Source organism: Paenibacillus sp. J53TS2, from assembly GCF_018403305.1.
Lineage (GTDB): Bacteria > Bacillota > Bacilli > Paenibacillales > Paenibacillaceae > Fontibacillus > Fontibacillus rhizolycopersici.
Genome location: NZ_BOSK01000004.1, coordinates 263,325 through 282,681 on the forward strand (window position 1 = coordinate 263,325; position 19,357 = coordinate 282,681).

At 52.7% G+C, this 19,357-nt stretch carries 18 protein-coding genes and 1 tRNA gene; 14 read left to right on the forward strand and 5 right to left on the reverse strand.

The window, feature by feature from the left end:
* Positions 1 to 9 precede the first annotated feature (9 nt).
* From mglC to KJS42_RS11340, 4 genes are all read left to right on the forward strand, one after another.
* Positions 10 to 1,020, forward strand: a complete 1,011-nt coding sequence (gene mglC / locus KJS42_RS11325) for a galactose/methyl galactoside ABC transporter permease MglC (protein ID WP_155608490.1) — start codon at positions 10 to 12, stop codon at positions 1,018 to 1,020.
* A gap of 138 nt (positions 1,021 to 1,158) precedes the next feature.
* A complete protein-coding gene (locus tag KJS42_RS11330) occupies positions 1,159 to 1,695 on the forward strand; it encodes a CAP domain-containing protein (protein ID WP_193416058.1) in 537 nt (178 codons plus the stop codon).
* Between the two features lie 960 nt (positions 1,696 to 2,655).
* Positions 2,656 to 3,327, forward strand: a complete 672-nt coding sequence (locus KJS42_RS11335) for a PspA/IM30 family protein (protein ID WP_155608488.1) — start codon at positions 2,656 to 2,658, stop codon at positions 3,325 to 3,327.
* 33 nt (positions 3,328 to 3,360) lie between these two features.
* Positions 3,361 to 3,867, forward strand: a complete 507-nt coding sequence (locus tag KJS42_RS11340; protein ID WP_155608487.1) for a DUF4178 domain-containing protein — start codon at positions 3,361 to 3,363, stop codon at positions 3,865 to 3,867.
* Positions 3,868 to 4,003: 136 nt separating this feature from the next.
* Here the strand turns inward: KJS42_RS11340 and KJS42_RS11345 are convergent.
* Positions 4,004 to 4,076: transfer RNA gene (locus tag KJS42_RS11345), tRNA-Lys, on the reverse strand.
* A gap of 177 nt (positions 4,077 to 4,253) precedes the next feature.
* Here KJS42_RS11345 and KJS42_RS11350 point away from each other — a divergent pair.
* The 7 genes from KJS42_RS11350 (at position 4,254) to KJS42_RS11380 (ending at position 13,108) form a co-directional block, all read left to right on the forward strand.
* Entirely contained in the window at positions 4,254 to 5,057 is an 804-nt protein-coding gene (locus KJS42_RS11350) for a GDSL-type esterase/lipase family protein (protein ID WP_213622883.1), read from the forward strand.
* A gap of 42 nt (positions 5,058 to 5,099) precedes the next feature.
* Positions 5,100 to 6,086 (forward strand): ABC transporter ATP-binding protein, encoded by a 987-nt coding sequence (locus tag KJS42_RS11355; protein ID WP_213622884.1) that lies wholly within the window; start codon positions 5,100 to 5,102, stop codon positions 6,084 to 6,086.
* Positions 6,079 to 7,068: an ABC transporter permease gene (locus KJS42_RS11360; RefSeq protein ID WP_213623017.1), complete on the forward strand. Its 990-nt coding sequence runs from the start codon at positions 6,079 to 6,081 to the stop codon at positions 7,066 to 7,068. The genes KJS42_RS11355 and KJS42_RS11360 overlap by 8 nt, the downstream gene beginning before the upstream one ends.
* Positions 7,069 to 7,142: 74 nt before the next feature.
* Entirely contained in the window at positions 7,143 to 9,128 is a 1,986-nt protein-coding gene (gene parE, locus KJS42_RS11365) for a DNA topoisomerase IV subunit B (RefSeq protein ID WP_155608485.1), read from the forward strand.
* 13 nt (positions 9,129 to 9,141) lie between these two features.
* Positions 9,142 to 11,589, forward strand: coding sequence for a DNA topoisomerase IV subunit A (parC, locus tag KJS42_RS11370; RefSeq protein WP_213622885.1), 2,448 nt, complete (start codon positions 9,142 to 9,144; stop codon positions 11,587 to 11,589).
* A gap of 188 nt (positions 11,590 to 11,777) precedes the next feature.
* Positions 11,778 to 12,227 carry a MarR family winged helix-turn-helix transcriptional regulator gene (locus KJS42_RS11375; RefSeq protein ID WP_213622886.1) on the forward strand — a complete coding sequence of 150 codons (450 nt, stop codon included), beginning with the start codon at positions 11,778 to 11,780 and terminating at the stop codon, positions 12,225 to 12,227.
* A gap of 53 nt (positions 12,228 to 12,280) precedes the next feature.
* The gene (locus tag KJS42_RS11380; protein ID WP_213622887.1) at positions 12,281 to 13,108 is read left to right on the forward strand and encodes an NmrA family NAD(P)-binding protein; all 828 of its coding nucleotides are present in this window, start codon (positions 12,281 to 12,283) and stop codon (positions 13,106 to 13,108) included.
* 11 nt (positions 13,109 to 13,119) lie between these two features.
* Here the strand turns inward: KJS42_RS11380 and KJS42_RS11385 are convergent, their stop codons facing one another.
* On the reverse strand, positions 13,120 to 13,995 hold the full coding sequence (locus tag KJS42_RS11385) for a LysR family transcriptional regulator (RefSeq protein ID WP_213622888.1): 876 nt from the start codon (positions 13,993 to 13,995) through the stop codon (positions 13,120 to 13,122).
* A 156-nt stretch (positions 13,996 to 14,151) separates the two neighbouring features.
* On the opposite strand from KJS42_RS11385, the gene KJS42_RS11390 reads away from it, so the two are divergent.
* Entirely contained in the window at positions 14,152 to 15,219 is a 1,068-nt protein-coding gene (locus KJS42_RS11390) for a branched-chain amino acid aminotransferase (RefSeq protein ID WP_193416065.1), read from the forward strand.
* 119 nt (positions 15,220 to 15,338) lie between these two features.
* The gene (locus KJS42_RS11395) at positions 15,339 to 15,749 is read left to right on the forward strand and encodes a MarR family winged helix-turn-helix transcriptional regulator (RefSeq protein ID WP_155608480.1); all 411 of its coding nucleotides are present in this window, start codon (positions 15,339 to 15,341) and stop codon (positions 15,747 to 15,749) included.
* Between the two features lie 64 nt (positions 15,750 to 15,813).
* On the opposite strand, the gene KJS42_RS11400 is transcribed toward KJS42_RS11395, so the two are convergent.
* The 3 genes from KJS42_RS11400 to KJS42_RS11410 all read right to left on the reverse strand — a co-directional run bounded on the left by KJS42_RS11400 (position 15,814) and on the right by KJS42_RS11410 (position 18,431).
* A complete protein-coding gene (locus KJS42_RS11400) occupies positions 15,814 to 16,584 on the reverse strand; it encodes an RluA family pseudouridine synthase (protein WP_213622889.1) in 771 nt (256 codons plus the stop codon).
* A gap of 3 nt (positions 16,585 to 16,587) precedes the next feature.
* The gene (locus KJS42_RS11405; protein WP_155608478.1) at positions 16,588 to 17,451 is read right to left on the reverse strand and encodes a class I SAM-dependent methyltransferase; all 864 of its coding nucleotides are present in this window, start codon (positions 17,449 to 17,451) and stop codon (positions 16,588 to 16,590) included.
* Between the two features lie 140 nt (positions 17,452 to 17,591).
* On the reverse strand, positions 17,592 to 18,431 hold the full coding sequence (locus KJS42_RS11410; RefSeq protein WP_213622890.1) for a GNAT family N-acetyltransferase: 840 nt from the start codon (positions 18,429 to 18,431) through the stop codon (positions 17,592 to 17,594).
* A 148-nt stretch (positions 18,432 to 18,579) separates the two neighbouring features.
* Between KJS42_RS11410 and KJS42_RS11415 the strand changes: the two genes are divergently transcribed.
* A complete protein-coding gene (locus KJS42_RS11415) occupies positions 18,580 to 19,356 on the forward strand; it encodes an ABC transporter ATP-binding protein (protein ID WP_155608476.1) in 777 nt (258 codons plus the stop codon).
* The last annotated feature ends 1 nt before the right edge of the window (position 19,357 follow it).

The following is a 19,357-nucleotide window of genomic DNA, read 5'->3' on the forward strand; positions in this document are numbered from 1 at the left end:
GAGAAAATCATGAATACAAAGAAATTACAAAGTTTTGTTAGTGAAAATGCCATTTATATCGTTTTGGCTGTGCTATTAGTCGGCATCGCTGTCTATGAGCCTAGCTTTATCGGCTTGAATACGCTTCGCGATATTTTGATCCAGTCGTCGACACGGGTGATCATCGCCCTCGGCGTGGCCTTTATTCTCATCACGGGCGGTACTGACTTGTCCGCTGGCCGGATGGTTGGTTTGACGGCGGTCGTGTCTGCTTCCATGCTGCAAGAAGTAGATTATGCGCGTCGTTTCTTCCCCAATTTGCCGGAGCTTCCGATGTTTATTCCGGTTCTGATCGCTATTGCAGTGGGTCTGCTCTTTGGTCTGATTAACGGGGTAATCGTTGCTAAATTCAAAGTTCCGCCGTTTATCGCTACTTTGGGTACGATGGTTGCCATTTACGGGATCAACTCGCTGTACTTCGATACCGATCCTAACCAATCCCAGCCTATCGGCGGCCTGCGCGGCGATTTTACGAATCTGCTGGGTTCGGGGAGCATTGGGAAAGGTGATTTCTCCATTCCTTACATCGTCATTATCGCCATCGTCGTCTGCGCCATTGTTTGGGTGATGTTTAACAAAACACGTCTCGGTAAAAACATGTACGCGATTGGCGGCAATGAGCAAGCGGCTAAGGTGTCTGGGATCAACGTATCTAAAAACCTGATCCTCATTTATTCTATCGCAGGCGCTTTGTATGGCTTGGCAGGTGTGATGGAAGCCGCTAGAACCGGCGGCGCAACGAACAACTACGGGAACATGTACGAGCTTGACGCGATCGCTGCCTGCGTCGTCGGCGGGGTCTCCACTACAGGGGGTATCGGTACGGTTCCGGGCATCATGGCCGGGGTGCTGATCTTTACGGTTATCAACTACGGCTTGACCTTCGTTGGTGTAGGTCCTTACTGGCAACAAATCATCAAAGGTGCGATTATCGTTGCTGCCGTAGCATTCGATATGCGTAAATACGCAAGCAAGAAATAAGAAAAGGAATGGCAGGGGGAAGGGCGGCTCATGAGTCGCTCTTTTTCCATTTTTTAAGCAAGCAGAGGCCATCGAAATATGTTAAAATGTGACAAGAAACGGCAAAACGGGGCAAACGGCTGGGAGGAGCTATCCATCATGAAGAAATGGAGTACAAAAATCGGGATGTCCGGGCTGCTGGTTGCGGCTTTGGCATTGGCTTTGACGACGGCGCAAGGAGGCGGATTGGGAACGGACACTGCGCATGCAGCTGCTGTATCTGGAGTTAAGTCGAAGTCGCTAGCAGCAGTCTATGCGCAAATCCAGACGCAAAACGCGTCCAAGGTGGTCGCGCTCGTGAACAAGGAGCGAAAGGACGCCGGGTTAAAACCGCTGATGGTGCATACCAACTTAACGAAGATGGCCAAGACCAAAGCCATCGACATGTTCAAAACCGGGTATTTTAGCCATACGTCACCGAACTACGGCTCCCCCTTCGATATGATGGACTCATCCAACATCACGTATCTCTATGCCGGCGAGAACATCGGCAAAGGCCAGCGTTCCGCCGAGGAAGTGGTCAAGGATTGGATGGACAGCCCTGGCCATAAGGCGAATATCCTCAATCCCAAATACAAGCTGATCGGCGTCGGGTATTATAATGGGTATTGGGTGCAGGAGTTTATCGGGAAATGAGTGCTCGCGTCTTCATGCGAGCATGAAAATATAGAGGAGCCTGGCGTGTTGCCGGGCTCTTTGTTGTAGTTTAGCGGAGTCAGCGGAAGCGAATAACAAGCACGGGCCGCTCTTGTCCGCCGCTAGTCCAACGATGAGATAGAAGGAAGACAAGCGGCTCCCCAATGCGGACGTAAACTCCCTTAGGTTCGTTATTCGCTTTCCTTGGAGCTGAGGAGGCAACTCGCGATTCATCCGCGAGCTTAGGGGCAGATAGAGAGCCATGGCGAATCTGGGCAATGATTCGTCGGGCTCTTTGTTCTAGTTAGTGGAAGTGCGCGATTAGAGGGTGTGCTGATTTTTAACGGACCTGAGAGACGTTATTTGGCTAGAAGCACAAGGCTAAGAACTCTAACGGACCGAGAAGACCTTATTTGCTCCCAATTGGCCGTAGTAGCCTAATTTTGAGGCGAATAACGGCTTCTGGGTCCGTTAAACTGGGAAATAACCGGGAAATGTTTAAATAACGCCTCTACGGTCCGTTAGCGCAAGATAGCGGAGTCGCGTACGGCGATGGCAAAGACCAGGGTAGAGTAATAGAGTAATAACCCGGTGAATTAACGATAAGATTCACCGGGCCTCCTACTCCCCCCCTTCACGGATTGGGGGGATTTGAAAGGAGATAAAGAGCGCAAAAGGCCAGAGGGTGAAATGATTTTGAAGAAACTAAAAGCTTTCTGACAGAAAGCTACTTCGGAAGGAGAGGCTGTGGTCGCCTTTGTGAGAGGATTTCTGTCGTGTTGGAATTTACGAAATCAAAGAAATCCGCGAGCGACAGCGATCGTAAGAACATTTCACATGGGGGCCTTTCGGGCTCTTTTTTTAGAAGCTTCCCCAAATCGAGATTTTTATTGAAACCTCCTGAATTCTGCAGCGTAAACATATGCATAATCTGATATTTCAATCGGGAGGAATAAACAAATGTCTATGTTTAAGAGATTACGCGATTTGACGATGTCCAATATCAACGCTTTGATCGACAAAGCGGAAGATCCGATTAAGTTGACCGACCAATATATCCGCGATATGCAAGAAGATCTTGAAGACGCAGAGAAGGCGGTTGCCGCTCAGATTGCCATTGAGAAGAAGTTCAAGGGACTGTACGAAGAACAGGAAGCTTTGGTCGAACGTCGCACACAACAGGCGCACCAAGCGGCCCAAGCGCAAAACGTTGATCTGGCTCGCCGCGCTTTGGAAGAGAAGAAAGCGGCTGAAACGAAAATGGCGGAATACAAGACCAGCTATGACCAGAATAAAGCAGCGGCCGACAATCTTCGGGGTAAGCTTGAGGAAATGCGCAAGCAACTGACGGAGATGAGGAACAAACGCGAAACGCTCGTAGCCCGCTACAATGCGGCGAAAGCGCAGAACGAAATCAACAAGACGATGTCCGGGTTTAATGCGGATTCCGCATCAAGCGGTCTGAAACGTATGGAAGAGAAAATGCTGCAGATGGAAGCCCAAGCTGAAGCAAGCAATGAACTTAGCTCCAAGGGCAAGTCTCTGGACGAAGAATTTGAAGGCTTGAACAAGGACGCTGCAGTGGAAGCGGAATTGGCCGAGTTGATGAAGCAATACGAGGATAAAAAATAGGCGAATCGAACCTAAAGTGAGGCTAGACCGAACATGAGCGTATGGAAAAGAATCGGTAACCTGTTTGCCAAACCGGCACCGCCGATGACAGAGAAGAGCATGCTTGCACTAGCTCCCGGTGACATCTGCGAGGTATCGCTCGTCTCCTACGAAGTGACCGGACGAGTGGGCAATCGCGGCCGTAATGCCGTCGTACTGACGCTACAGGACGGCAGCCGCATCAGTTATCTGCTGGTGGAGGAGCGCGAGACGCTGCAGTATCAGTGGTATCAGCCGATTGACGGAAGGTTGGACGATCCAACCGAAGTACCGTCTCAAATGGAGCTGGACGGAACGGAGTATTTTTTGGAAGAGGAGTACGGGGGTTACGTGTCCGTGGTTGGCAAAACGCCGTTTCTGCAAGGCGGAGAGCAGCATGTGTGGCAATACCAGTCCGACGATGGCAAGCTGCTGCGCATCGAGTGGCAAAATGGACGGTTTATGTTGTACGAAGGCGTCAAGGTGATTTCAGCCGACGTCAAAGTCATCCGCGCCAACTAACACAGGTGGCGGTGGCTGGACCATGACGAGAAGCGCGAGAACGGGGCGACAACCTCGATTCTCGTGCTTTTTTCGCTTCGAGGTGGACAAAAAATAACATCCCCCAAGCTGCCGATGCAGTGGAGGATGCTATAAATGGGTTATGCAGGGGTCGAACCTGCGACCTGCCGATTAAGAGTCGGCTGCTCTACCAGCTAAGCTAATAACCCGTAACGTGAAGTTTTTTCGGAACATGAAATATTATAACTCTGTGACTTACAAAAAGCTAGTCCTTTTTTCGAGAAAATTTGCATCTCTTCACAAGAAGTTTTATGTTATTTACATAAGTTGGAGAGTTTATTGAAGTGAGTGTTAGATGGGACTTAGAACGAACAGGAGGAAGTGGCATGAACAGAACGTCCCGAATCTGGAGATGGGCAGGAATTTCCTCCGCCCTGTCGACCTTGCTGCTGCTGGCTGGCTTCGTTTACGCAGTGTCGGATATTGCGAATCCTTCGGCAGTAGCCGGCAAGCAGGCGGTATCCCCTTCCCGAACGGAACAGGTCGCAAAGGCCGGCGCTTTCGATGTGACCGCTATCGGGGATTCCCTGGCCAAAGGGACCGGGGACGATACGGGGAGCGGATTTGCACGGCGGACGGTTGACTTATTAAATAAAGAAGGCGCAACCTCTAAATTGGTCAACAATCTCGGGATCAATGGGTTAACAACGGAGGAACTCTTGCCGATGCTGGAGGATCCGGGCGTGAAATATGCTTTGCAGCAGGCGGGGATCATCCTGTTGTCCATTGGAGGCAATGATTTGTTCAACGGCACGGAAGAATTGACCTCCGGCGAACAGGTGCCCACCGAAGCCGAAATCGATGCGGCCATCGATAAGAGCTCGACTGATTTTGGGCAAGTCGTCGCGCAAATTAAAAAAATCAACGTGCAGGCACTGCTTGTCTACGTTTCTTTATATAACCCATTCAGCGACCTGGAAGGGATGCGGGAAATCGGTAATGATGCGGTGGCTCGGTGGAATGCGATGGCGATGAATGCGCTCGGCGAATATGAAGGCACGTTAGCGGTGCCTACCTATGATTTGTTTATACAAAACTCGTCCCGCTATCTGTCGAGCGATCATTTTCACCCGAACGGGGACGGCTATCAAGCAATAGCTGAACGAATGGTGCAGGGTATTAAGCGCTAATAAAGGACTTGTTCTGGAGTAAAAATGAAGGAGTGGACGGCGATGGGGATACGGAAGCCGATGAATGCCGAACAACGCCAACCTGTATTGAAGGTACAGGGGCTCAAGAAGAAAATCGGCCGAAAGTGGATCGTACACGAAGTGAATTTCGAGGTGTATGCCGGGGAGATTTTCGGGTTCCTGGGACCTAACGGGGCCGGTAAAACGACGACGATCCGCATGCTCGTTGACCTGATCCGCCCAACGGCCGGTCAAGTGAACATTTGTGGATACGATGTGCAGCGGGAACCGGAGCTGGCGTTGCGTTGCGTGGGATCGATCGTAGAGAATCCCGAGGTTTACAGCTATTTGACCGGACGGGAGAACCTCGAGCATTTTGCCCGGATGATCCCAGGCATCGATGCGAGTCGGATTGAAGAAGTCGTTCATATGGTGGGGCTGACGGGCCGAATTGACGATAAGGTTAAAACCTATTCGTTAGGGATGAGACAGCGGCTGGGGATCGCTCAGGCATTGTTAGGACGACCGAAGCTGCTGATCCTAGACGAACCGACGAACGGTCTTGATCCCAAGGGCATCAAAGAGATGCGCGGGTTTATCCGCCGGTTGGCAGAGGAAGGCATGGCCGTATTCGTATCGAGCCATCTGCTTAGCGAAATTCAGCTGCTATGCGACCGGGTGGCGATTATCGGGCGTGGACGCGTACTGGCCGTCGGTCAAGTTGACGAACTGATTCAAGCGAACATGAGTTATGTGATATGGGAACTGGAACCCCGGGAGCCGGGAGAGCGGCTGCTTCGATCGGCATCCGGGGTCAGCGTGGTGAACGAAGCTGGAAACGTGCTGGACGATACGATCATGGCGGGGATCCAGGGCCAAGCGATTGTAACCCAAATGCAGCCGGAATTAATCCCTGACCTCGTAGGTCGCTTGGTGCGGGAGGGGGTCCGGGTGGAAGCCGTCCAGAAAATCAGCCCGACACTTGAACAGCTGTTCCTGGAGATGACGGAAGGTGAAAGCATTGAATAACATTTTGCCTTTAGTAAAAAATGAAACGATCAAGATGATCAAGAAGAAACGCTTTTATGTCATCTTGCTTGTTCTAATCGTGCTGGTGCCGATGTTTGCTTACGCCCAACTGCGGCAGGCCGAGGACAAACGGGAGAAGTTCGGTACCGACTGGCGCCGGGAGGTTCAACAAGCGATCACGGACAACCAAAATTCGCTGGGCAGCGACCGGGTACCGGAAGAATGGAAGAAATACCGCCAAATTTATATTCAGCAGATGAAATATTATTTGGAACATGACGTGAATCCGAAGGAGCCGGGCGGCGTTTCGTTTACTCGGGAGTTCTTAGATAACGCGGCCACATTGTTCATTCCGCTGTTAATCATGGGTGTGGGCTCGGATATCGTGTCTTCGGAGCGGACGGGGGGAACCGTCAAAATGCTGCTTACGCGGCCGATTAGACGGTGGAAAATCCTGTTGAGCAAGCTGTTGACCTTGCTGATGTTCGTGTCCTTAATCATCTTATCAACCTGTTTGATTTGTTATTTGATATCGGGTTTATTTTTCGGTTACCGCGGATGGACGATGCCGGTATTTACCGGGTTCCAGCTCAGAGGGGCGGAAGTGGATATCTCGGGCGTGCACGCAGTGCCGCAATGGCAGTATATCTTCATGCAGGCCGGACTGATTTGGTTTGTCAGCGTTGTGGTCGCCGCACTGGCTTTCATGGTGTCCGTGCTCGTGCGCAGCACGTCGGCAAGCATTGTCATCATGATGGCGACGCTGATCGCCGGCAATATTTTGACGAATATGGCTTCCTCCTGGACGAGCGCCAAATACCTGTTCATGGTGAACTTGGGTTTAACGAATTATTTAGCAGGTACTCCGGCGCCAATCGAGGGGATGACGCTGGGCTTTTCGCTGGCTGTGCTGGCGGTTTGGGGGGCTTGCTCGCTAATCGTTTCATTCCTTGTCTTTACGAAACAAGATATTTTGAATTAAAATGGACAAAGGCACCAAAACATCTGTTCGTTTACATACAGAGGTTTACTACAAGAAATAAAGGGGGAGCATGAATGGCCGAACAAATCGATTTGTTCGAGGACGTACCCGGCACAAGTTCCGGAAGCTCGTCTTCGGGTTACGACGCGGACGACATTCAAGTGCTCGAGGGGCTTGTCGCGGTACGCAAACGGCCAGGGATGTATATTGGCAGTACGAGCTCGTCGGGACTTCATCATCTGGTTTGGGAGATCGTAGATAATGCCGTCGACGAGCATCTGGCAAAGTACTGCTCCAAAATCGACATTACGCTGAATAAGGACGGATCGGTCACCGTAATCGACAACGGCCGGGGGATTCCAATCGGGATGCACAAAACCGGCATTCCGACGCCGCAGGTCGTATTTACGATTCTGCACGCAGGCGGTAAATTCGGTGGATCGGGTTACAAGAAATCAGGCGGTTTGCACGGCGTTGGCGCCTCGGTGACCAATGCACTGTCCGAGTGGCTGGAGGTTCATATCTACCTGAACGGGAAAATCCATCGAATGCGCTTCGAATATTGGGTCGACGACAAAGGTATTGAACACGTTGGCGAACCAGTCACTGGACTTGAGGTCATCGGCAATACGAATAAGACCGGAACGAAGGTCACGTTTAAACCGGATATTCGCGTGTTTTCCGGTGGTATCGGATTAAACTATGATACGCTCGCGGAACGTTTACAGGAGATCGCTTTTCTGAATTCGGGCCTGAAGGTGACCTTGAAGGACGAGCGGACCGACCGTTTCGACGAGTTTTTTTACGAGGGCGGAGCCAGTCAGTTCGTTCAGTTTCTCAATGACGGGAAGGACGTACTGCATGACGTCGTCCATTTCTATGCGGAGCGGGAAGATATCGAGGTGGAGGTTGCGCTGCAGTACAATGCAGGCTATACCGAAACCCTAGTCTCCTTCGTTAACTCCATTCCAACTCGCGGCGGGGGAACGCATGAAACCGGATTCAAGACGGCATATACCCGGGTGATGAACGAGTATGCCCGGAAGAACGGCATCCTCAAGGAGAAGGAGAAGAACCTCGAAGGCAATGATTTGCGCGAAGGGATGATGGCTGTCATCAGCGTCAAAATGTCCGAGGTCGAGTTTGTGGGACAAACGAAGGACCAGCTGGGGAGTGCGTCCGCGCGCAGCGCCGTGGAATCGGTCGTTGGGGATAAGATGGCGGTGTTTCTGGAAGAGAACCCGCAGGTCGCCCAAACGCTGATCAAGAAGGCGGTACAAGCTTCTAAAGCGCGGGAGGCCGCCCGCAAAGCCCGCGACGAAATGCGCTCGGGCAAGAAGCGGAGCGAGAGCTCGAACCTCGGCGGCAAGCTGACGCCAGCGCAATCGAAGGACTTCTCGCGTACCGAGTTATTTATCGTGGAAGGCGATTCTGCCGGAGGTTCGGCGAAGCAGGGGCGCGATTCGAAGATCCAGGCGATTCTGCCACTGAAGGGTAAGCCGATGAATCCGGAGAAAGCGAAGCTCGCCGATATTCTGAAGAACGACGAATACCGGGCCATCATTTCGGCGATCGGTGCCGGAATCGGGCCGGAATTCGCCGTTGAGGACAGCAATTTTTCCAAAATCATCATTATGACCGACGCGGATACGGACGGCGCGCACATCCAGGTGCTGCTGCTGACGTTCTTCTACCGTTACATGAAGCCATTGATTGATGCGGGACGGGTTTATATCGCCCAGCCGCCTTTGTACAAGATCACCCGTCGTTCCGGCAAGCTGGAAACGGTGAGGTATGCCTGGAGTGACGAGCAACTGCAGAACTACCTGAAGGAGTTCGGCAAGAATTTCGAGCTGCAGCGCTACAAAGGTTTAGGGGAAATGAATCCCGAGCAGCTGTGGGAAACGACGATGAATCCGGAAACGCGGACCATGCTGCAGGTGCAGATCGAAGACGCCGCCAAAGCGGAACGCCGCGTGTCTACGCTGATGGGGGACAAGGTCGATCCGCGCAAGCGCTGGATCGTGGAAAACGTGGATTTCACGGAGTTTGAGGAATAGAAGGTGAATTGATGTGAGCATGCTGGAAAACTTTTTGCCGGCGTTTCTGGAAGAGGTTGTAGGCGACCGCTTTGGCCGGTATTCCAAATACATTATTCAAGACCGGGCGATTCCCGATATTCGCGACGGGTTGAAGCCGGTGCAACGGCGGATTTTGTACGCGATGTACGATTCCGGCAATACGCCGGACAAGCCGTACCGGAAGTCGGCCAAAACCGTCGGGGACGTCATGGGGAACTATCATCCGCACGGGGACTCTTCGATTTACGAGGGTATGGTGCGGATGGCGCAACCGTGGAAGATGGGTCATACGCTGGTCGACGGCCACGGCAACTGGGGCTCGCAGGACGATGACCCGGCGGCAGCAATGCGGTATACCGAAGCTCGCTTGTCGGCGATCGCGATGGAGCTGCTGCGCGACATTGAGAAACGAACCGTACCGTTCAAAGACAACTTCGATAACACAGCGAAGGAGCCTGTGGTGCTGCCAGCACGATTTCCGAACCTGCTGGTCAATGGCGCCAGCGGGATCTCGGCCGGATTTGCGACGGAAATTCCGCCGCATAATCTGCGCGAGGTGATCGATGCTTGTATCGCTTTGATGGAGAAACCCGAAATGACGTTGGAGGAAATTCGCTTGTTCGTCAAAGGACCGGATTTTCCAACGGGCGGGATCATCATGGGCGAGGAAGGCATTCAGGAAGCTTATCAGTCCGGCAAAGGCCGAATTTATCTGCGGTCGAAGACGGAGATCGAGACGCTCCGCGGCGGGAAACAGCAGATCGTGATCACCGAAATTCCGTATCAGGTGGTTAAATCCCGTTTGGTTACGGCCATGGAAAACATCCGTCTGGAGAAAAAGGTGGACGGAATCGCCGAGGTCCGCGACGAAAGCGGCCGGAACGGGCTGCGTATCGTTGTTGAACTGAAGAAGGATGCGGATGCCCAGGGGATTTTAGCGTATTTGCTAAAGAAAACCGATCTTCAAGTCACGTACAACTTCAATATGGTGGCGATCGTCAACAAAGCGCCGCGCTTATTGGGCCTCAAAGCGATGCTCGAAGCCTACATTGCCCATCAACGTGAAGTTGTCACGTACCGGACGCAATATGAGCTGGAGAAGCTGGAGGACCGCGCTCACGTATTGGAGGGCCTAGTTAAAGCGCTCAACATCTTGGATGAGGTCATCGCGGCGATTAAAGCCTCCAAGAACCGCCAGGATGCGCAAAACAACCTGCAATGGATGTTTGGTTTCACCGAACGCCAAGCGGATGCCATCTTGACGTTGCAGCTGTATCGGTTGACGAATCTCGAAATCACGACGCTGCAAAAAGAGATGGAGGACATTCAGAAGAAAATCACGGTTCTGCGCGGCATACTGGAAAGCGATAAGAAACTGATTGCTTTGATCAAAAAAGAGCTGATCGAAATCCGCGACAAATACGGAATTGACCGCCGCTCGCACATTCAAGACGAGGTTGAGGAGCTTAAAGTGAACCTCGAGGTTCTCGTTGCCCAGGAGGATGTGCTGGTCACGATCTCGCATGAAGGGTACATCAAACGCACCAGCATGCTGTCCTTTACTAGATCCGGCGGGGAGCGGGATGGCTCAGGGGTCAAAGAAGGCGACTACATCAAGCATCTGCTGGAGCTGGATACGCTGCAGAACCTGCTGATCTTTACGCAGCGGGGACAGTATTTCCTCTTGCCGGTGCACCAGATTCCGGAGTTCAAGTGGAAGGACAACGGAACGGCGATCGTCAACGTGATCCCGCTCGCCAAAGAGGACCGGATTATCAGCGTTATTCCGGTGAAAAGCTTCGACGAGAATCCGGAGCTTAGTCTGGTGTTCGTCACGAAGAACGGTCAGGTGAAGCGGACGGAATTGAAGGAGTACGAGACGAAGCGTTCCGGAGCCATCGCCGCTTGCAAGGTCGGCGACGGCGACGTGGTGCTGAGCGTCACAGTCAGCCGAAGCAATCAAGAGATCCTGATGCTGACGAAACAGGGAATGGCGATCCGGTTTGCTGAAAGCGAAGTGAACCCAATGGGTCGCGTGTCCGCAGGGGTACGCGGGATCAACCTGAAGGAAGACGACGAGGTTGTCGCCGCACTCTGGGTCGAAGGGGAAGAAGGCGAAGTTCTCGTCGTGTCGGATCTGGCTTACGGCAAACGCAGCCTGCTGCTGGATTACCCGCTCCAAAGCCGAGGCGGCAAAGGCGTACAGTCCTTTGAGTTTAAGGAAGGCAAACGCGTCAAGCCGAACGGCAGCCGTCTGATCGGCGGGATTCGCTGCAAAGAGCCGGTGCTCTTGCAGGCGGTTACGAAAGATGGAAAAATGCACGCATTCAGCTCGGAAGAGGCTCCGTTAGCCGATCGGAAATCGATCGGAAAAGCGCTGATGCATCTCGAGAAGAACGACGGAGTCACCGAGCTTCTGCTCAAAAGCAAATCAGAATAAGTAGAAGTCCCGCGAAAGGCGCGTAAGCGATTTGGCGGGACTTTTTTCTAGTGTTTGGAGAGCAACATAAACCAGAGCTGGCTACAAAAGAAGACTTAAAATTAATGATCTCCTTGATTTATGGGGGAGTTCTTGATTATATTAGTTAAGTGCTTAATTAAACAGCTTGAAATTGAGGAGTGCGTTTAATGGAAGAATTGCAGGATTACGTAATACAACAAACGTTGCCTATGCAGGTATTCTTCACTCTTGTGGAAGCGACCGCGAAGCTGGTAGAGGTATCGGAAAAATACTGGCACACCATCGGACAGAATGGTGCCAGAGTCCGCATCCTGGTCGAAATCATGAAGGAGGGAGGGCAACTGCTTCCTTCCTTGCTCGCTCAAAAGATCGGTGTCACGAAAGCAAACATCAGCCTTTTGCTCACCCCTTTAGAAAAGGATGGATTGATTCGCCGGACCAGCCATCCGACCGATGGTCGCAAGTCAGTTATTTCGATCACGATCGAAGGCCAGTCGTTTCTGCTGAATCATTTGCCAGGCAACCGCAGTACTGTCACTGAGAAGCTAAAGGTGCTTACGGATGACGAACTGAAACAACTCGCAGGTTTGCTAAATAAGTTGAAAAACCAAGTGTAATTCATAATGAGCGTATAGTTAAGTTCTTAATTAAATGTACAGGGAGGTTTATTATGTCAATTGCCATTACCGGAGCGTCTGGGAAGTTAGGAAAACTGATCATAAAGTATTTGCGTCAGCAGGCGACAAACGAGCCCTTAATCGCTTGCGTGCGCAAGCCGGAAGGCGCAACTGACTTTGAGGAGTTGGGCGTTGAGGTGCGCTATTGCGATTATGATGTACCCGGAAGCCTGACCCCTGCATTTACCGGCGTGGATAAGCTGCTACTGATCTCTGGCTCCGACATCGATGATACGGTTCGCCTTCGCCAGCATACCCAAGTTGTCGAGGCAGCCAAACGGGCAGGGGTAAAACATCTATCCTATACGGGCTTTGCGTTTCCCGGAACCGTTCAAGTTCCACCCGTGCCTCTGCATTTGGCTACAGAGCAAGCTATTATAACTTCGGGGATTCCATATACCTTCTTCAGGAATGCTCTTTATGCCGACCTAACGTCCCAGTTCGGGCTCGACTCGGCCATCCGAACGGGAGAACTGGCCACATTCCCAGGAGATTGGCGCTTTAATACCGTTACACGTGAGGATTTAGCAAAGGCCATCTCTTCCGTTTTAGGCTCTCGCCCGGCCCCGCACCATGTAAATCGGATTTACGAGCTAACGGCCCCTAGGTTCTGGACTTTTCAGAATTTGGCGGAAGCTTTGTCTGAGATATCGGGTAAAAATGTCGTTCATCGCGAAGATCCGCAGATCCAGAGCTGGATTTATGGGTATTTAAGCAAACTGAATACGACTTCTACCACAGAGGATTTAGAGACGTTGATCGGCGGCCCCGCAGCCTCCCTTAAAGAAAGCATTCTACCGCTTATTGAATGGAAAAAATGAGATATGCTATTCTATTCCGTCAAATGCCGGATAAACGCCTGAAGCGTAGGGTCCATAAACGTACTGCTGCGGTACACCAACCCGACATTTTTACGTGGAACGGGCTCCGCCAGCGGGACAACGGTGATCTCACCGCGGCGGTTCGCTCCAGCCAGCGTCTGGGCATAGGAGGCAGGGAGCACGGTTCCCCCGACATGGTGAAGAACCATCTGTACCTGCGATTCCATCGTCGATAGTTCCATGACGGGCCGAATCTCGATGCCTTGTTCGGCGCAGGCCGTATCGAGCAATTGCCGAACGTAAAACTTCGGAGGAAATAAGACGAGCGGCAGCCGAGCCAACTGTTCCAGTGTGACCTCAGGCAATTCTGCGTAGGCGTGCAGGCTGGAGACAGCGAATACTAACTCTTCGTCATAGAGTGGACGGCTGATGATTTGCTCGTCCTGAAGCGGCAGGAACACGACGCCGAGATCCAGCTGGTTGGCGAGCAGTCCGGCTCGCGTTTCCTCGGTAGCCAACTCGAGCACTGTCAACGCAATGCCAGGATGCTGGCGGTGGAAAGAGATCAGCTTGCTTTCCAGCAAGTGATTGCCGGAGCAGCCGATGCGGAGCTGGCCCCGCTGCACGCCGCTTATCTGGCCGATCTCCAGCTTGGCCTGCTCCACTTCATAGACGACCCGGCGGGCATGCTCCAGGAGGATGGAACCCGCTTGGGTTAGGTAGTTTTTTTTGCCGATGCGGCTGATCAGCGCAGTTCCGAGCTCTTGCTCCAGCAAGCGAATCTGGTGGCTAAGTGTGGGCTGGGTAATTCCGAGTCTTTCTGCGGCTTTGGTGAAATGCAAATCCTCACCGACCGCAATGAAATATTCCAGCAAGCGATGCTCCATTCCGGATCCCCTCCGTATCTTTTCATAGATATTGTCAATGATTATAATCGAAACTATGTTATTGATCAATGAACTTAGAATCGGTATAGTGAGAGACAGGGAATCAATTGATTCGTACGATTCGTAAAACCGATATTGGAAAAGAGGAACTGAACCATGGAAAAATGGCCAATCACGTTAACTAGAACCAAAAAAATGAAGCCTGAAGCCGATCGTTTGGGCTTTGGAAAGTATTTTACCGATCATATGCTGCTGATGGATTACACGGCAGGTCAGGGATGGCATGATCCGCGTATCGTTCCTTATGGTCCGATCTCGCTGGATCCATCGGCGATGGTGTTCCATTACGGGCAAGAGGTCTTTGAAGGGATGAAGGCGTACCGGACGCCGCAGGGAGAAGTTGTGCTGTTCCGTCCCGACATGAATTTACGTCGGTTGAACCAGTCGTGCGCTCGCATCGGCATTCCTCAGGTCGATCCGGAGGAAGTGCTTGAGGGGATTAACCGCCTCCTCTTACTGGAGGAGGAGTGGATGCCGGAAGGTGAAGGCAATTCCATGTACATCCGTCCCTTTATCATCGCTACCGAGGCGGGGCTTGGCGTGCGGGCGGCCCAAGAGTACCGTTTGATTGTCATATTATCGCCGGTTGGGGCGTATTACCCGGAAGGCATTCACCCGGTCCGCATTTATGTAGAGGATCGTTATGTTCGGGCAGTGCGCGGCGGTACAGGGGAGGCGAAAACCTCCGGGAATTATGCGGCGGGGATCAAGGCACAGGAAGACGTCAAATCGCTTGGCTTCTCCCAGGTGCTTTGGCTCGATGGAATCGAGAAACGGTATATCGAAGAAGTTGGCAGCATGAACGTGTTCTTTAAGATTGACGGAGAAGTCATCACCCCTGAGCTTAATGGCAGCATTCTAGCCGGCGTGACGCGCGATTCGGTTATCCGTTTGCTTCGCGAATGGGGCGTACCGGTTAAGGAACGTCGAATCTCCGTGGCGGAGCTGTTCGAGGCCCATCAGGAAGGTCGGCTCGAGGAAGCGTTCGGAACCGGCACCGCAGCGGTTATCTCCCCGATTGGCAGCATGAAATGGGAAGAGCGCGATATTGAAATTGCCGGCGGAGAAACCGGGGCGTTGTCTGCCAAGCTTTACGACACGCTGACAGGAATTCAACGCGGAGAACGTGAAGATTTGTTCGGCTGGCGGTATTCCGTTCAATAAATTTTCAGGGTCATCTCCTACCAGCCATCAATCACTGGATTATTGCGCAAAGCGAGCAGGAATTTGCAAAGGAAGCAGCGAATGATTTAAGTGGTGATGTAAGGCAAGGAGGGATAAGATTGCATACCGCTGAATTTGCCAGATTGCTTGATCTCATCGTGAAGGATTATCAGACCCACATGGAAGAGGAGCTAGCTCCAACGCTGACGACTTCGCAATTAACCGTTCTGGAGCTGCTGGAGCAGCAGGGCAATCTGAAGCCGTCCGATTTGATCCCGTTTCTCTCCACAACGCCGGCCGCAGTGACGATGCTGCTTGACCGGATGGAGCGGGGGGATTTGATCCGCCGCGATCGGGACGAAAACGACCGCCGCAACGTATGGGTGTCGATTACTGATAAAGGACAAACGGAAGTACAACGGGGCATCGCGGTTCGCAACGCTTATTTAAGCGGGGTATTGGACCGAATCTCCACCCATAATCAGCAACTGTTGGTTTTTTTGCTGGGCAAAATCTCCGGAACGAAATAAGAAGCGGTGTCAAAAAAGAGGCGGGACCTAAGGGGTTGAAATCAACCCTAGGCATCCCGCCTTTTTACAATTCCATTCCGTTCTCCCCGGCTTGCAGCAAGGCTGTGAGGCGGGTATACATTCTATCCTCCCATAAATTCCAGGGATACGAGTGTGGCGGGAGGGAGACCAGATCAACCGGCTCCTTGGTTACGGGGTGCGGAAAACCGACATACAGTGACCAAAGGGCGATTTGTTGACCCGGTTTGTTCACTGCCGCACCATATTTCTGGTCGCCGTAGAGGGGACAACCGATGCGGTTCATTTGCACACGAATCTGGTGCGGGCGTCCGGTATGCAGCTCCACTTGTACGAGGCTCAACCCTTCTGACGTAAAACTGCCGAGCACCCGGTAATCCAAACGGGCCTCCTTAGCGCCCGGCGTCCCGGCGGGGACGACAGCCACCGTGTTGGTGCGTTCATCCTTGAGCAGCGTATCGTTCAATCGGCCTTGCGGCTGCGGTGGTGTCCCGTGCACGACGGCGACGTACGTTTTGCTGAAGCGTCGGCTGCGCACCGTCTCGGCCAACCGCGAAGCGGCTTTCGACGTCTTGGCGAAGATCATCGCCCCGCCGACAGGGCGGTCCAATCGGTGCACGAGTCCAAGATACACATTGCCGGGCTTGCCGTATCGCTCCTTGATATCCGCCTTCAACAGATTCAGCAGATCGGGGTCGCCGCTGGCATCCTCTTGGGTCGGGATGTTCACCGGCTTCTCAATGCCGAGCAGGTGGTTATCCTCATAAAGGATCGCCATCGCCGGCTGTCCCGAGGTCCGCTTGGCTCCGGAATCCATACGTTATTCCTCCCAGCGTCCGAGAATACCGCAAGGAAGGTGAAGCCCCGAACGGGTGATCGGCAGTCCCAATTCGCCAGCGGAGATCCGTCCGCCGTACCGCTTCTTAACCGTCATCGATAGCATGTTGTTCAGTACGGTCGGAGAAATGCCCGTCGTATAGGAGTTAATCAGGAAAAAGAGCGGCTTGTCCGACAGAATGGACAAACAAGACTCCACAAACGGGTAGAGGCTTGTTTCCAGCTTCCACATCTCCCCGCCAGGGCCGCGCCCGTATGAAGGAGGGTCCATGATGATGGCGTCGTAGCGGTTGCCGCGCCGCTGCTCCCGCTGCACGAATTTGAACACGTCGTCCGTGATGAAGCGCACGGGGCGGTCCGCCAACCCGGAGAGCGCCAGGTTCTCTTTGGCCCACTGGACCATTCCCTTAGCGGCGTCGACGTGGACGACGGAAGCGCCGGCCGAAGCCGCGGCCACGGTTGCGCCGCCGGTATAAGCGAACAGGTTCAGCACCTGGATCGGACGTCCGGCACCGGCGATCTTGTCCATCATCCAGCGCCAGTTGGCCGCTTGTTCCGGAAACAATCCGGTATGCTTGAAATTCGTCGGGTGAATATAAAATTTCAGCCGGTCATAAGAAATCGTCCAGCGATCGGGAATTTGCTTCTTCATTTCCCACTGCCCGCCACCGGAGGAGCTACGGTGGTAATGACCGTGCACTTCGCGCCAATTGCGATCCTCATCGGCAATCGGCCAGATGATCTGCGGGTCGGGGCGGCGCAAAATGACGTCCCCCCAGCGCTCGAGTTTCTCCCCGTTTCCGGTATCCATGATTTCATAATCCTGCCAATCATTTGCTACGTACATGCGTTGATCCTTCCTTCCGCCGCTCATGCGGCCTGCCGTTCAGGCATTTCCATTAGTTCTGTTGATTCGGTAGTTATTGTACCTTATTTTTCTATTTGCATGCCACCTTCTTGGCTGCGATCTGCATCGTATCTCACGAGTTATCGCAAATAGGCATAATAATCCTGAGATCGGCAGACCCGAAACCCGGCTTGTTCGTACAGTTTCATGGCTTGGGGATTGTTTAGTGCCACTTCAAGCCATATCTCGTAATTGCCGGCTCTTTCGCGATCAATGACCTGACGCAGGGCGGAGCTGCCGATGCCTTGTCCCCGGCGCGATGAAGATACAACAAACCCGTAAATCCATGCTTCTCTATTACGGCGGGAAACGCGGATTTTGCCGACAGATTCCCCCTTATGTACAATCAATTCATTCTGCCCGATTTCATGCTTGTTCAATGTCTCATAAAACAGCCGTGTTTCCTCTGCGGTAAGCCCGAACCCTTCCTGGTCAAGACGAGCAAGCAGCGGTCGATCCGCATCCAGGGCTTGACGGAGAGTGACGTGAATGTCACGTGGGGGCTGGCTCGCTAAAACTGCCTCCAACCCGTATTTCATTTGGTATTCGCTGAAGTCGAAACGGCAAGGGTAATCCGCTAAGAATTTCTTGGCTGTTTCTGAGTTGCCGGGAGCATTCAGCAATATCGTCGAATACGAAACCACGGTATCGGAATTTAGTCCGCGACGCAGTAATGAGGTGAATAGACCTTGTCCGCGATATTTCGGATGAACCATGCCGCAGACCTCCAGCGTGTTTCCGAACGGATAAAGACCCAAGAAGGCGACCAACTGGCCGTCTCGGAACTCCACCAGCTCTGCTGCGCTGTCTTCCGAACGAGAGTGGAGCGTATCCCAATTCAGCTTCAGGGCAATCCCATCGTGCTCCTCAACAAGGTGTTGGAGAGTTTCGACGTCGGCCCAAGTCCATGTCGGTTTCAAGATGCCTCACTTCCTTTCACTAGTATTCTAGACGATCGGAAGAGAATTGGCACTAGAAATCATACAGCGTCCGCCTGCGCTTGACAAACCGCGGAGACAGGCGTAGCTTGAGATTACTGCAAACCTACTTATTTTCGGAGGTACTCGAATGAACATCATTGAGATGAACCAGGTAACTTGGTTCCGGGAAGGGAAAGCGGTTTTGAACGGCATTGATTGGACGGTACGGGAAGGAGAGCACTGGGCCATGCTCGGATTAAACGGCTCCGGCAAAACAACTCTCCTTAACATGCTTAGTGGATATCTCTGGCCGACGTCCGGCGAAATTCGCGTGCTGGGAAACCGGTTTGGCGAAGTGGATTTGCGGGAGCTGCGTAAAACGATCGGGTGGGTTAGTTCTTCGATGCAGTCCAAGCTGCACGGGGAGCAAAAGGCCGAAGATCTTGTGGTGAGCGGCAAGTTCGCTTCGATCGGACTTTACGAGAAACCAAAGCCTGAGGATTATGACCGGGCCGATGCCTTGATGAATCAACTGCGATGCAGTCATCTGCATGGCCGCACCTATCAGACCTGCTCCCAAGGTGAGCAGCAAAAGCTGTTGATCGCCCGGGCATTGATGGCATCGCCCAAATTGCTTATTTTAGATGAGGCGACGAACGGGTTGGATTTCATCTCCAGGGAAGGGCTGCTTGCCAGCATCGCAAACCTGGCTGCCGAGCCCGATACGCCGCATATGTTGTATGTGACGCACCATACCGAGGAAATATTGCCGATATTCAGCCATACACTGCTGCTTCGCCGAGGTGAGGTATACGCGCAAGGGAAAACAGCCGAAGTCCTGAACGAAACGGGGTTGTCCGACTTTTTTGAGACTCCTGTTGCCTTGCGTTGGAATCAGGAACGGGCTTGGCTGTCGACGAAATAAG

Coding starts and splice junctions, on each gene's coding strand:
- KJS42_RS11340 (WP_155608487.1), top strand. CDS start 3,361: ATGAGCGTATGGAAAAGAATCGGTAACCTGTTTGCCAAACCGGCACCG.
- KJS42_RS11335 (WP_155608488.1), top strand. CDS start 2,656: ATGTCTATGTTTAAGAGATTACGCGATTTGACGATGTCCAATATCAAC.
- KJS42_RS11385 (WP_213622888.1), bottom strand. CDS start 13,995: ATGGAGCATCGCTTGCTGGAATATTTCATTGCGGTCGGTGAGGATTTG.
- KJS42_RS11375 (WP_213622886.1), top strand. CDS start 11,778: ATGGAAGAATTGCAGGATTACGTAATACAACAAACGTTGCCTATGCAG.
- parE (WP_155608485.1), top strand. CDS start 7,143: ATGGCCGAACAAATCGATTTGTTCGAGGACGTACCCGGCACAAGTTCC.
- KJS42_RS11380 (WP_213622887.1), top strand. CDS start 12,281: ATGTCAATTGCCATTACCGGAGCGTCTGGGAAGTTAGGAAAACTGATC.
- KJS42_RS11390 (WP_193416065.1), top strand. CDS start 14,152: ATGGAAAAATGGCCAATCACGTTAACTAGAACCAAAAAAATGAAGCCT.
- KJS42_RS11330 (WP_193416058.1), top strand. CDS start 1,159: ATGAAGAAATGGAGTACAAAAATCGGGATGTCCGGGCTGCTGGTTGCG.
- KJS42_RS11415 (WP_155608476.1), top strand. CDS start 18,580: ATGAACATCATTGAGATGAACCAGGTAACTTGGTTCCGGGAAGGGAAA.
- mglC (WP_155608490.1), top strand. CDS start 10: ATGAATACAAAGAAATTACAAAGTTTTGTTAGTGAAAATGCCATTTAT.
- KJS42_RS11405 (WP_155608478.1), bottom strand. CDS start 17,451: ATGTACGTAGCAAATGATTGGCAGGATTATGAAATCATGGATACCGGA.
- KJS42_RS11400 (WP_213622889.1), bottom strand. CDS start 16,584: ATGGATTCCGGAGCCAAGCGGACCTCGGGACAGCCGGCGATGGCGATC.
- KJS42_RS11350 (WP_213622883.1), top strand. CDS start 4,254: ATGAACAGAACGTCCCGAATCTGGAGATGGGCAGGAATTTCCTCCGCC.
- KJS42_RS11355 (WP_213622884.1), top strand. CDS start 5,100: ATGGGGATACGGAAGCCGATGAATGCCGAACAACGCCAACCTGTATTG.